Consider the following 12,715-nt stretch of genomic DNA (forward strand, 5'->3'; position numbering starts at 1 on the left):
CCCGCCAACACCGGGGAATGAACAACATCAACTGACGGACCGGGGGTCAATCTTCAACCGGCCAGGGTGGGTCACGATTCAAGCGCCGCCGACAGAGACAGGGCAAGGAAAACGTTGGCGGAGCGGCGGGTGCGAGTGCCAGCAAACGAACGAATGACGACAGGCGCGGCGGGCGTCCAATGAACCCGGATTTTCCGGGGCCTCGCGGCGACCGCTCCACGGGCGGGTGGATGCGGTGTGGTGGGGCCGGGTGTATGGGACCGAAGGGCATGACCCTGAGCCGGGGCTGAGGCCGGGGCACGCCTACGTCGTGCTGGTGGGTGGCCCGTTGGACGGGACGCTGCTGGACGTGTGCGGGTGGGAGCCGCAGGAGATCGTGGACCACGCGATGCTGATGTCGGATCACGGCCGGTCCGGGCCGGCTGGCGGTCCGGAGTACGAGCCGGCCGAAGGACGACATGACAAGGCCGGCCGGTTCGTGTGGCGGGGCGACGTGCCGTAGCCGGTAGGCGGCAGTCCGGGGGCGCGGCAGGGCCCGGTTGGGGTGCGGGCAGCCTGTACCGATATGGCGGGCGCGGGCCGGGCCCGGTGCCCAGCTTTCAGTGCGCTGTGGGGGCAATACCACCGGGCAGCCCAGGCGCCGGTCCCACGCCGCCGCCGGACCCTGGAACCGCGCGGTCTGGGGCCGAGGGCCGGGGTGGCAGCGCAAGTGCCCATCGTGGTGGGGCGGGCGCTGCATGAGGGGGCGGTCCCTCTTCGCCAGCGGGGTCACACTCGGTTGAAGGTGCTGGCGATCGGTCCGAACAGGCCGGTGAGGAAAACGCTGGGGAGGTGGATGCCGCCGGTGTTGGGGGTCTTGGCGGGCTTGTAGGGGGCGATGGTCCACCTCTGGCCGGTGCCGCCCTTGGTCTTGCCGACCAGTCGGCCGTCGTCGTCGGTCCAGTAGGTCTGCTCCGACGGCACGGTCTTGCTGTCCGAGGCCGTGATGTAGGTGCCGTCGTAGTCCCACCGGTAGGTGCTGCCCCGGTAGCGGATGGCGCCGCAGCCGAACATCCGCGTGCGCGCGCCGACACGGCCGACCGGCTTGGTGATGCCCTCCTCAGCGGCCGAGGCGAGGTAGACGCGCATCTCCTCGACGTGCTTCCGATCGATACCGCGGAGCCTGTCGGTGTCGTAGAACGCCAGGGACGCGCACCGGTCGTTCCACCTCGCCACGCCCTTGAGCGGGGCCCGACGCTGCCACGCCCGCACCGGCGCCTCCGCCTTGAGCGCCTTCACCAGGGCTTTTTCGGCGCTTTCCATTTCGCTCAGAGGTTCGCCGAAGTCTCCCACCGCATCAATGTTCTTCAGCCACCTCAACACCTCGTCCCCGCCGGTGAACCGAAGCGACCTGAGCTGCTTTTGCAGCATGGCGTCCTGCTGCCGTGGCTCGGCGTCTTCCATCTTCTCCTCCAGGCGCTGCACGGCCTTCACCCCTCTCAGCAGCGTTCGCTTCACGGTGCGCATCAGCTCGTCCTCGGTCATCGCCCTGAACGGTCCCCCGTCAACCGAGATCCGCATGCCGCTGTCCCCAGCGGCCTTGTTCGCCTTCGTCAGGTCCTCCGCCTGTTCCCTGAGCCCTTCCATCACCTTTCCGCCCAGGGTCCGCATGTTCTCCAGCAGCTTCGCCTGCCGGCCGTTGAGCTGCTCGAGCGGCCCATCGAACTGCTTGCCCTCTTCCCGCCAGAACTTCAGCTCTTTTTCGTAGTCCTGCGCGGCCTGGGTCGTCCACGCGTCGGGGATGAGCGCGTCGAGCCGCTCGGCGGTGTCGCCGGTCGCGTCGTTGAGCCTGCTGGCGTACCTCCGGTGCAGGGAGTCCTTCTCCCGCTCCACGGCGCGGGCGTTGCTGTACATCCACACGCTGTACTCGCCGATGTTCTGGTGCTTGTCGACCGCGGTACTGGCGATCTGGTTGAACGGCTGGCGCTCCAGCCCATCCTGGTGGTACCGGTAGTACCAGGCAGTCGCCTCGCTACCGTCGTTCGCTCCCAGCTCCACCCTGGGAGGGAAGGTCCGGCTCAGCAGGTACTTGGTGCCCTCCTTGTAGTCGCTGAGGTCCACCGACTCCCCGAGCCGCACCCGCAGGCAGCGACCGGTGTCCTGGTTGACGATGGTGAAGGGCCCTTCAGGGAATTTCGACATACTCGGGAGTCTGTTGTCGTACCCCAGCCCACGCGGAGGGGCTTGCCGGGCGGCACCCCGAAAGAGCCAAGTTTCCTGATCATCACTGCGGATGCCCCATTCGAGCGGTGACCGGGCCAGTCACCCTTTGCACACAGCTCGCGCCACTCGCCTTCGAAACGATGACCCGGGCTCCGGCCGGGAGCGATGAACATGTGCTGCCCAATTTCAGGTCCTGGCGCAACTTCTGTGGTGCCGCGTCGGGTGGGCCCGTTGGTCGAGGTTGCCCAAACCGCTGGCCTGCCGGTTCCCTCGCCCGCCGATGGCGCTCTCCCGGCCGACCGCGCCAAACCACGGAAGTGATGCTGTTGGTGATCTTCAGGTGGGCAGGCTTCGGCAGAACGTGTGAAATCGGCTTCTGGGGCGTGGTCGGTGGGGCGGTGTGATGCCGGGTGAGAGGTACTCGCTGAGCCGGGTGATGTTCGTTCCGGCTGCGGTGAGGACGTGTTGGACGTGGGTTCTTGCCATGCCGCGGTAGCGGCAGTTCCGCAGGCCACGAGCATGGACCGTTTCGGAGACCGTGGCTTCGCAGCCAGCGCGGATCGCGTAGCGGCGGCGCCACTCGGCTGTGGTCTGCTCGGCCCGGTTCTGTGTCTGGATCTCTTGAAGAGGCTGGGGCATCAGGAAGATATGGCGGCCCTTGCCGTCGACGTTGCCGGTGCATTTGAGTCGGTCAGCGCATTCGCGGCAGGCCTTGCGCGGGAAGAGCACGGAGAGCCGGGGGTGGCCGTCGCCCAGTGTGGGTTTCCATGGCGGGCTCGTCACGCCGTTCGGGCAGGTCAGCGTCCGGGCCTGCCAGTCGATGTGGAAGTCCTTCTTGGCGAAGCCGGGCCGTTTGTTCGCGTGCGGGTCGTCACGGACCGGCCCGAAGAGCGTGATGTTCCACTGCTGGGCAGCGTGATGGATGCTGTCCGGCGAGATATAGCCGCTGTCGACGACGTGTTCGGTGGGCTGGAAGCCCTGCCTGGTCAGTCCCTGGTGGATTCGGTCGAGGGCGTCGATGTCCTGCTCGGGCGCCGGCCGGGTGGTCACCTGGACGATCACGTTCGGGCCGGTCTCGTCGCAGGTCTCGGTCTGGTGGTCGCGGTAGCCGATCCAGTCCTGCTGTCCGGCGGCGGTGACCTTCTGGCTGTAGCGGGCCTCGGGATCGTGCGGGGTGACGATCTCCATCCCGGACCACGGCACTCTCGCCGAAGCGGGATCGGGCCGGCCATCCGCTGAGGCCTTGCCCGTGTTGCGCCGTTCGGTCGTCCTGCGGCTTGCCCGGTCCCGGCTGGATTTTGGTCCCCGCCAGCGCAGTTGGCTGCTCTCGTCGATCCAGTACTGCTGGACCCAGACCTGCCGCAGGACCTCGACTGCGGGCAGTGACCGCAGGTCGGGTGGGGCGTCAGCGTCATGGACGGCTCGCAGGATGTGCATGCCGTCCTCGCCGACCCGCAGGACGTAGGCGATCAGGGCGTCACCTCCCCGGGGAAGCCGGTCATACCGGACCGGGCGGCCGTAGCGATCACCCCAGTCCGCGGTGACGAGCCCGGCCAGCCATTCCTCGCCTTGGACCACGAGCTCTTCCAGAGCCACCCGAAGTGTTTCGGCAACCAGTTCGCCCCGGTTGAGGCGTCGTACTGCCGCCAGCACGTGGGTCGAGTCGGTTCGGACCCTGCCTCGGCGTTTGACCAGGCCCGCAGCCGCAAGACGCTCGACCATCACTGCCAGCAGCCGGTCTGCACGGTCGTCTTCGGCCAGCCGGTCACGGAACTCGCTCAGCACCGAGAAGTCGAACCCCGCATCGTCCAGCTCCAGGCCCAGGCAGTACTTCCAGTCCAGCCGGCACCGGACAGCCTCCGCCGCCTGCCGATCAGTCAGATTCTCCGTGTACTGCAGCACCGATACCAGCGCGAGCCGGGCTGGTGACAGGCCCGGACGCCCGTTCGCCGGATACCAGTCGACGAAGTCCTCGTCGACGAACAACTCGTCCAGGCGGTCACGCATCCACATCGCTGCGGTGCCCCGCGGATTGCTCGCCCGGGCCATCTTCACGGTCAGCGGCGGAACCACCCGACCAGAACCACACCCCATTGCCATCCCGGCCCCCTCCGACCGGCAGAACCACCCCCGCTCAACAACGGCAGCACACCGGCCGCCAGCACGAACGGCGTGTCGGAATGAGTTCACCCCTCCGAGCGAAGATCACCAACAGCATCCGGAAGTTGTGCCAGAGCCCAATCTCACACGGTGGCCCACTCCTGTCCGAGTTCGGGGGTGAACCGTTCTGACTTCTCTGCCGCTCCGTTGTGAGCTATCAGGGAGGATGGGTCTCGTGCCCAAGAAGATTGACGCAGCCCTTCGTAGCCAGGCTGTGCGCCTGGTGACAGAGCACCGTGCGGAGTACTCCTCCGAACGTGCTCTGCACATCCAGGTCGCTGATTCCCTTGGTGTGTCCCGGGAGTCGGTGCGACGGTGGGTGATGCAGTACGAGGTCGACGCCGGCAAGGCAGCGGGCGTGAGCACGGACGAGCGGGAAGAACTTCGCAGGCTGCGAGCGGAGAACAAGCACCTGCGCGAGGTCAACGAAGTGCTGAAGTCCGCGACGATTTTCTTCGCGGGGGAGCTCGACCCCCGAAACCGCTGATCGTGGCGTTCACCGATCAGATGCGGGCCACCGGCTATGCCGTCGAGTCGATCGTCACCGCCCTGGAACAGGCAGGACTGAAGATCGCGGCACGAACCTTGCGGGCCTGGTGTGCCCCAGCCGGCCCGTCCAATGTGGCCGCGGCCCGAACCGTGACCGACGCCCTGGTCGAGGACGCGGTCCGCCGCCTGGCCTTCACCACCAACACGGCCGGTGAGCGTGTGCTGGCTCCCGAGGGACTCTATGGCCGGCGCAAAATGCTGGCTCTCATCCGGCGCACCCTTCTGTCCGAGGCCGGCTTCGGCGCCGTCGACCGCGCCATGCGCTCACTCGGACTCAACGGTGTGGTCCGCGGTCGCAAACCCAGAACCACCATCCCCAACCCAGCCGACGCGCGGGCCCCGGACCTGCTGGACCGCGATTTCACGGCCCTGGCACCGAACCGAAAATGGATCACCGACTTCACCTACGTCCGCACGTATCAGTCGTTCACCTACGTCGCGTTCATCGTCGACTGCTTCTCCCAGAAGATCGTGAGCTGGCACGCCTCGGTCAAGAGAGACGTGGAGCTGGTCGACGTACCTCTGCGGATGGCGTTGTGGCGCCGCACCCACGAGGGCAACCCCGTGGGACGCGACCAGCTCATTCATCACTCGGATGCCGGGTCGCAATATACGAGTGTGCGCTTCACCGAACACCTGAGCATCGAAGGGATCCGCCCCTCGATCGGCAGCGTCGGAGACGCGTATGACAACGCGCTGATGGAGACGATCAACGGGCTCTACAAGGCCGAGTGCATACGGACCAAGGTCTTCCACGACGGTCCCTGGAGAACGGTCTCGGACGTCGAGTACGCCACCGCCTCGTGGGTCGAGTGGTACAACAACCGTCGGTTGCACGGAAGTCTGGGCATGATCAGCCCCACCGAGTTCGAGGCAGCCCACTACGCTGCCACAGAACCACGAGCCGACTGATCACCGGCCAGCAAACCACCGGCAGAAAAGTCAGAACGGTTCATGGGCGCTGGATCCGGATGCGAGCCACGGTTGCCAACGTACTGGCCCGCGCGGTGAGACGGACGCAGTCCAGGACCTTCAGGACCTGGACTGCCGTGGTGCGCCCTGGTGGCACCCACCGAACGTACGGCTGCTGCCAGCGCGCCGTTGGGTGCCTCGCACCCTCGGACCCTGTTCACGGCCGCCCGCGTGACAGGCCGTGCAGGTTTACCCCTGTCAGAGACGGCCGTGTGGTCAGTGTGTGGCGGTGTTGCGGAGTGTGAGGGTGGTCTGCGCGGCGTCGGCGAGAGTAGTCGACCGCACGATCCGGACCGCGCCGAAGGTGGTGGCGTCGCTCCAGGCGCACACCGCCTGATCGCCGTCGATGCCCTGGGAGAGGCCGCAGGCGAGACCCCCGCCGTACTGGCCCGCGTCGAAGCGGGTCACGTCGTGGGCTTTAGCACCGGTGAAGTAGTCGAGGAACTCCTGGGAGATCGACTTGGTGGCCTTATCCTCGCGGACCTTGGGGTCCCACTCCGCGCTGCGGACCATGACGAGCAAGTCGAGGTTCTCGTCTCCGTCCTTGTCGTAGTAGCCGGTCTTCATTCCCTGGGGCAGTTTGCGGCCCGCCAGCACCGCTGCCTCGGTTTGCTTCGCGGCCTCGCCGGTCATCAGCCGGAACTCCGCGAAGCCGTCCGGCAGAACCACGGTGCGCGACGTGTCCGCCTGCCCACCCTGGCCATCGGAAACGGGCCCGGTCGCCACGGCTTCGGAGGCTCGGGGTTCCGGGTTGTACGAGGCCACGGCCTGTATCCCCGCGCCCATCGCGATCAGCACTGTAAGACCGATGATGATCAGTCGGCGTCTCCGTTCCTCGCGAAGGGTGGCGGCAGGGTCGCCCCCCGCCGGGGTCGACGGCGCGCGCCAGGACCGGGTAAGGCGCCATAGCAGCACGATGGCGATGCCGAAAATGGAGAGAACGCCGGTCACCTGCCCGACGGCAAAGCTCTGGGAGGTTGTGTCCACGTAAGCAACGATCACGCTCGGCATCGTACGTGCGATCGAAAGCCTGGTGGATCACGATTCGGCACCCCCCCCCGCAACGATGGTCAACTACCGGGTGAGGTGGGTGAGTCTTCAGCTTGTCGTGTTGGTCCGTCGTCGAACGGTGCTCGAACTTATTCGGGGTTTCCCCTGTTCACGGCGTGTCCGTGGGGCCGCGGCTTGATCCTGCGAGGAGAGGTCGGCGGGGCATGGAGGCCGGGATCGTGGGACTGGTCGAGCACGGGGTTCAACGAGACGCGTTCGCAACGATGACGGAGTTCCGGTCGGAGCTGTACGCGTGCCCGGTCTCCAGAAGCGACGCGTTGTTCGAGCTGTGTGACGCCTTGCTGTGCACCGACGGGCCGGTCCGCAGTCTCGTGGACCTGGCCCTCGCGCCCGAGCACCGGCGCGGGCACACGCCTTGCACTCCGGGCTGAACCGGGGCCGGATCGACGTGGCCCGGCTGCGGCGGACCCTGGCCGGTGTGCCGCTGCCCCGGGCCGCCGATGGACGCCTGGTGTTGGCGGTGGACGTCTCCCCGTGGCTGCGGCCGGACGCCGACACGTCCTCGGACCGCTCGTTCTGTCACACCTTCGGCCGCGGCTTGGGCAAGCACCAGATGGTGCCCGGCTGGCCGTACTCGATCGTCGCCGCGCTGGAGACGGGCCGGACCTCGTGGACCGCGTTGCTGGACGCGATCCGGCTGCAGCCCGGTGCGGACCTGGCCGCCGTCACCGCCGGCCAGGTCCGCGAGGTCATCGAACGCCTCGTCGGGGCCGGCCAGTGGCGGGACGATGACCGAGACGTCCTGGTCGTGCTGGACGCCGGATACGACGCGCCTCGCATCGCCCACCTCCTGGCTGACCTGCCGACAGAGGTGCTGGGCCGGCTCCGGTCCGACCGCGTGATGCGCAAGCCGGTCCCGGTGCCGTGGATCTGTCCGCCGCGGGCGCCCGCCCAAGCACGGTGGTGAGTTCGTCTTCGGCCGCCCCGAGACCTGGGGCGAGGTGGCGGTGGTGACCGTGACTGATACCGAGCGGTACGGGACGGCGACCGCGCAGGCATGGGACCGGCTGCACCCCCGGCTGACCCGCCGGGCGGCATGGGGTGATCACGAAGGCCCCTTGCCCATCATCGAGGGCACCGTGATCAGGTTGACGGTCGCGAAACTGCCCAGCGGCGGGGTGAACAAGCCCGTCTGGCTGTGGTGGTCCCGCACCGGCGCCCGCCCCGAGGACGTCGACCGAAGCTGGCAGGCCTTCCTGAGAAGGTTCGACGTGGAGCACACCTTCCGCCTGCTCAAGCAGACTCTCGGCTGGACCCGGCCCAAGCTCCGGGACTCCGCTGCGGGCGACCGCTGGACCTGGATCGTCCTGGCCGCACACGCCCAACTCCGGCTCGCCCGGCCACTCGCGCGGGGCCTTCCGCCGGCCGTGGGAACGACCGGCGGAACCGAACAGACTCACCCCCGCACGAGTCCGCCGGGGGTTCAGGAACCTGCGCGCGAAGACGGGCACGCCAGCCGGTGCACCGAAACCCACCCGACCGGGCCCCGGCCGCCCACCCGGCTCGAAGAACCGGAGACCCGCCACCCGCTACGACGTCGGACGAGTCCTCGCCACCGGCGAGTCCTACACCAGACCCGCACACCACAAGGTCGGCACCAAACCCCGACGAACTGGATAAACGTCAAGCTCAAGGCGGACCCGAGCTGCGCCAGTATCGGGAGCGTGCGCTGGGGGTGGGGCGGGCGCGAGCCCATGGGCCTCGGCGCGCTGGTCACCGAGCGGGCCTGGGAGCTCAACTGGGGCGACGCTGCGGGACCGGTGGGCGGCCATCGCCCCTGAGCTTGCCGGGCACGTCGCCGCCATGTCGTACGACCCGGACTCCGGCCGGCTCACCGTGTGCCCGGAGTCAACGGCCTGGGCGACGAAGGCCCGATTGGAGCAGACCCGCCTCATCGCGGCCGCCAACAAGGTGGCGGGCCGCACCGTCGTGAGCTCCCTGCGGATCCTGCCGCCCGGCGCCGCGCCCGCGCTTGACCCGGCCGACGTCGCCCGAGCGGCCCCGGCCGACGCCCCCAGGGGCCCGGTGAAGACGCGGGAGACTGCGAGCGAGGGCTACCGCCGCGCGCTCGCCGCACACCAGGAGGCCGCACCGTCGTCCCGGGTGGATCTGGCCATCGCCGAGGCAGTGGAGCGGCAAACCGCCGCGATGCGGGAGCTGTCCCGTCGCGCGTTCCCCGAGCCCGACGCCGTCCCGGACGATGCGCCGGCCCCAATGGAGCAAGCCCGTGCCCAGCGCCGCCGCCAGGCTGCGGCGACCGAGGCAGCCGCCCTGCGCCGGGCCCGTGCGGAGCAGTCCGGCCACCAGATGCAGCCACGGCGCCTGAAGTGGACAGCCTGACCAGCTTCTGGGGAGGCGCACCGGCCAAGCAGCGGGCCGTGACTGACAGCACGCCGCCCGGCACCGAGGAGCCTCGTCAGAGCTGGGTCTACAGCGCAGGGAACTGGAGCACCATCGCGGATCCGCTGACGCATGTAGAGGGAGGGTCGTTCAACGGCGCGGTTAAGGCTGCTGGCTACGAGGCGTGGACCGGAGCCGGAGAGGTGTACAACGTCCCACTGACCCTCACGGTCCCCTCGCCCACGAGCCCTGTTTCCTGTTGGACCTGGAAGGAAGTGTGACCTCTGAACAGGTCTTCGCGCGGACGTTGCCTGATGCATTGGCACTGCTCAACCAGCTGGCCCCGACGCTTCAGGCGCTGGCCGACCAGATCGCTCGGGCCGAGCCCAAGAGCATGTCGGTGCTCGCGGACCTCCTCGACACCCTCCATGGGCGCCGCCGGGACACCGCCGGCCGCATCGTCGAACGCTGACAGGAAGGAAGGCCCACGTGACCCAGCACGCCATCGCGTACGTACACAGCAGGAACATCGCCGACGAGACGGCCCGGTGGGTCTTTCTGGCCGTTGCCGAGCAGACCAAGGGGGAGGGCGACATCCTCGGCCTGAACCTGTGGGACGCCGACATCCCCGTGCTCGCCCAGCGGGCCGGCCTCGACGCGGACGAGTTCCGCCGCCAGCTGCGCACCCTCAAGCAGCACGTGCGGATGGACGTCCTCGAGAACTCGGACGGCCTGTGGGAGATCGTCTACGGACCGAGCTACACCCAGCCACCCCGGCCGCACCTCCAGCCGGTGACCCCGGACGCGCTCCGGGCCGGTCCGCAGGCGTTCTGGATGCCGGGCTGGGACCACTACAGCACCTGGGGCTACGCCGAAGGACTGGGCTGCCTGTACGCCCAGCTCTTCGCGAACCAGGACGACCCCGATGCCGCGCCCCGCATCTGGATCACTCCGCCCAGGTACCAGGTCCGTACCGTCGACGAACTCGCGGCCGCCATCGCAGAGGCCCTCACCCCGCACACACCGGTGCCGGTGCCGGCCGAAGTCATCAAGTCCTGGCTGACCACCCCACCGCGCTGAGCGCGCCCAGGAGCCTTGTCCTGCCCGGTGCGCCCCGCCACGGCCGACACCGGGTACGCCGCCCCTGTCAGCTCCCACCAAGTACGGCGGGGTCCGCCAACCGCGCTCGCGCCCGCTACGGCCCCGGCACATCCGACCCGTCACCCTCGCCACCAGAACCAGACAAACAAGGCCAGGCCAGGCCGGCAATCGTCGGCCCTGAAACGTGCTTGTCGGCGGCCTGTGCGCAAGGTGCTGTCTTCTCTGCAGTTCTCCAGAGGGCTGGTGACGGATCATGCCCCGTCTCAGAACATCTGGTTCGCGGCGCGAGGGCGTCCGCAGGCCAGCTTTGGGGACGGGCATCCGAAGGGGCAAACCGTCCTGTCTATGATCAAAGTCAGTCGACCAGGGGAGGGATTGAAAGTGCCAGAGGGCGAGAACGGCACGGGAATGAGGCTGAACGGCCTGGACGGTTCACCCGCCGGTCCGTTAGCTCCGGGAGGGGGAGGCACGTTCGGCTCGACGCCCGCGGAGAAGAGGTCGGCGGCGAACACCATCGAGACCGAACTGGAGCCGAACACCAAGAAGGCGACAGATGGGGCGAAGGAGAGCACCACCACGGCGGCCACGGCTTTTGACGGCTGGGAGACGGCCTCCGGCCTGAAGAAGGTGACGGAGATCTGGGATCAGCAGGTGAGAGTTCTGATGGGACGGCTTGGCGCTGAGAAGTCGTCCCTGCGGGGTGCCTCGGGGCTCTTCGTGCAGAACGACCAGCACACGGGCGACGGACTGCGGGCGCTGGGGTCGAAATCCAAGCTGGACGGGCTGTAGGGGGACAGTGTGCTGACGTACCAGGAAGTCATGACGACAGACCTCGGGGTCCTGACGACGGCTGCCGAGAAATGGGAAGCCATGGCCGCCAGTCTGTCAAAGGTCGAAGAGCGTTATGGGGAGACAGTCCAGAAGATCACTCTGGGTCAGAACTGGCTGGGATTCAGCGTGGAAGCCGCGCACACGAACTTTTCGACGACCCGGCGCGAGTACCAGTCCGCCCAGACCGAGGCGAAGGCTGTGGCCAAACTCATGCGGGACGCGCACACCGGTTTCGTGGATCTGAAGAAGAAAGTCGAAGCGGCCCGGGACGACGCGGTGGCTGCGGGTATGGCCGTCTCGGCAACGGGCCACGCGGCGTTCGACTTCACACGGGTCCAGGATCCGGCTGAGGCGCGGGCTCTACGGCACGACCCGGACCTCAAGGGTGTGGAAGAGTCCTGGAGCTCGCACATCGCTGCGGCGGTTCGGGCCGTGGATGAGTTCGACATCGCCGTCAAGCAGGCACTCGAGTCCGTGGTCGTCGACGGAAATATTGGTGACGGCACCATCGGAGGCTTCAATGCCTCTGCCAGTCCTGTCATCCCGCCCACAGGGGCGGCACGCAGCGAGCAGAAGTTCACCGATGCCGAAAAGTGGATCTTCGAGGAGATGAAGAAGAACGCGAAGGCGGACGTTGTCGGGCAGATCAAATCTCTACTTGACAAGCCTGAGTGGTACGAATTTGGGCGCAATTACGGATCCGACGTCACAGCAGCACTGGCAATGTGGGGCGTGAAGGTGGGGCCGGGCCAGGACTGGGACCACAAGCCACAGCTCCAGGAGCGGTACGACCTACAGCATCTCGACGACTACTACTTCAAGCAGCCCGGAACGAACCGCGAAGTCTTCTACGACATCTACTCCAACGTTCACTACGGATATGTAGGCCGGGCCGCCGGCTTCGACGCAGACACTCTGATCAAGGGTGCTTCCCTCGGCGAAACAATCCTCACGGGAGATGACGACCAGGGCGACCAGATCACGATGCGGGTCGGTATCGACCTCTATGAGAAGTACGGCGACAACCTGACGGAGGAACAGCTCCGGCAAGGAATCAACGACGCGATGGATCAAATGGAGCAAGCACAGCAGCGCGGCGAGAACGTTCCGCAGGTCAGGAACCGGAAGTGACGCGCGGCCAGTGGGGCTGCGCGGTCGCCCCCGTAGCCGGGCTAGCCACGGGCGTTCTCGGATCGGTGCTTCTGGCGGCTGCGTGGCGGGCGTGCGACGTGGGTGTGAACGGTGCGGCCAATGGACTCGCGCTGATCTTCTACGGAGCCATGCTCGCGATCGCTGCGGCAGCGTGGTGGGGTCTGCTCATCGGGTACGTAGGACGTTGGAATCTCGCCGTCGCCCTCGTCGGCGGCGCAGTCGGCACCGCGGTCATGATCTGGATCTTCGTGGCGCTTCTTCAGGTGCCCCACGGCTACCGCTGTTGACTCCAGAGGCGCCCGGAATACTCGGAAACGCCGAGGCCGGGCGCTAGAGC

Annotated in this window: 11 protein-coding genes and 1 pseudogene; 9 read left to right on the top strand and 3 right to left on the bottom strand. The window is 67.6% G+C overall.

Annotated features, from left to right (window positions below; translation table 11 throughout):
• The first annotated feature begins 316 nt into the window (after nt 1–316).
• Nucleotides 317–502: a hypothetical protein gene (locus ACZ6Y1_RS35985; protein ID WP_469640098.1), complete on the top strand. Its 186-nt coding sequence runs from the start codon at nt 317–319 to the stop codon at nt 500–502.
• Between the two features lie 266 nt (nt 503–768).
• On the opposite strand, the gene ACZ6Y1_RS35990 is transcribed toward ACZ6Y1_RS35985, so the two are convergent.
• The gene (locus tag ACZ6Y1_RS35990; protein WP_469640100.1) at nt 769–2,100 is read right to left on the bottom strand and encodes a hypothetical protein; all 1,332 of its coding nucleotides are present in this window, start codon (nt 2,098–2,100) and stop codon (nt 769–771) included.
• A 438-nt stretch (nt 2,101–2,538) separates the two neighbouring features.
• Nucleotides 2,539–4,275 (bottom strand): IS1182 family transposase, encoded by a 1,737-nt coding sequence (locus ACZ6Y1_RS35995; RefSeq protein WP_469640102.1) that lies wholly within the window; start codon nt 4,273–4,275, stop codon nt 2,539–2,541.
• Nucleotides 4,276–4,537: 262 nt separating this feature from the next.
• Between ACZ6Y1_RS35995 and ACZ6Y1_RS36000 the strand changes: the two genes are divergently transcribed.
• Nucleotides 4,538–5,823, top strand: a protein-coding gene (locus ACZ6Y1_RS36000) for an IS3 family transposase (protein WP_469640104.1) whose coding sequence is annotated in 2 segments (ribosomal slippage) — nt 4,538–4,811 and nt 4,811–5,823 — 1,287 coding nt in all. Because the reading frame shifts where the segments join, the coding sequence is not laid out codon by codon here.
• 276 nt (nt 5,824–6,099) lie between these two features.
• On the opposite strand, the gene ACZ6Y1_RS36005 is transcribed toward ACZ6Y1_RS36000, so the two are convergent.
• Nucleotides 6,100–6,885, bottom strand: a complete 786-nt coding sequence (locus ACZ6Y1_RS36005) for a hypothetical protein (RefSeq protein ID WP_469640107.1) — start codon at nt 6,883–6,885, stop codon at nt 6,100–6,102.
• A gap of 212 nt (nt 6,886–7,097) precedes the next feature.
• Between ACZ6Y1_RS36005 and ACZ6Y1_RS36010 the strand changes: the two are divergent.
• From ACZ6Y1_RS36010 to ACZ6Y1_RS36040, 7 genes and pseudogenes are all read left to right on the top strand, one after another.
• Nucleotides 7,098–8,574, top strand: a pseudogene (locus ACZ6Y1_RS36010) (NF041680 family putative transposase).
• Between the two features lie 183 nt (nt 8,575–8,757).
• Nucleotides 8,758–9,294, top strand: coding sequence for a DciA family protein (locus ACZ6Y1_RS36015; protein ID WP_469640109.1), 537 nt, complete (start codon nt 8,758–8,760; stop codon nt 9,292–9,294).
• Nucleotides 9,295–9,571: 277 nt separating this feature from the next.
• Nucleotides 9,572–9,766: a hypothetical protein gene (locus ACZ6Y1_RS36020; RefSeq protein ID WP_469640111.1), complete on the top strand. Its 195-nt coding sequence runs from the start codon at nt 9,572–9,574 to the stop codon at nt 9,764–9,766.
• A gap of 17 nt (nt 9,767–9,783) precedes the next feature.
• Nucleotides 9,784–10,374: a hypothetical protein gene (locus ACZ6Y1_RS36025; protein WP_469640113.1), complete on the top strand. Its 591-nt coding sequence runs from the start codon at nt 9,784–9,786 to the stop codon at nt 10,372–10,374.
• Between the two features lie 402 nt (nt 10,375–10,776).
• A complete protein-coding gene (locus tag ACZ6Y1_RS36030; protein WP_469640115.1) occupies nt 10,777–11,184 on the top strand; it encodes a hypothetical protein in 408 nt (135 codons plus the stop codon).
• 9 nt (nt 11,185–11,193) lie between these two features.
• Complete coding sequence (locus ACZ6Y1_RS36035) at nt 11,194–12,357, top strand: polymorphic toxin type 44 domain-containing protein (RefSeq protein WP_469640117.1); 1,164 nt, start codon at nt 11,194–11,196, stop codon at nt 12,355–12,357.
• On the top strand, nt 12,354–12,665 hold the full coding sequence (locus tag ACZ6Y1_RS36040; RefSeq protein ID WP_469640119.1) for a hypothetical protein: 312 nt from the start codon (nt 12,354–12,356) through the stop codon (nt 12,663–12,665). The genes ACZ6Y1_RS36035 and ACZ6Y1_RS36040 overlap by 4 nt, the downstream gene beginning before the upstream one ends.
• The last annotated feature ends 50 nt before the right edge of the window (nt 12,666–12,715 follow it).

The organism is Streptomyces sp. NPDC053432 (assembly GCF_055585365.1).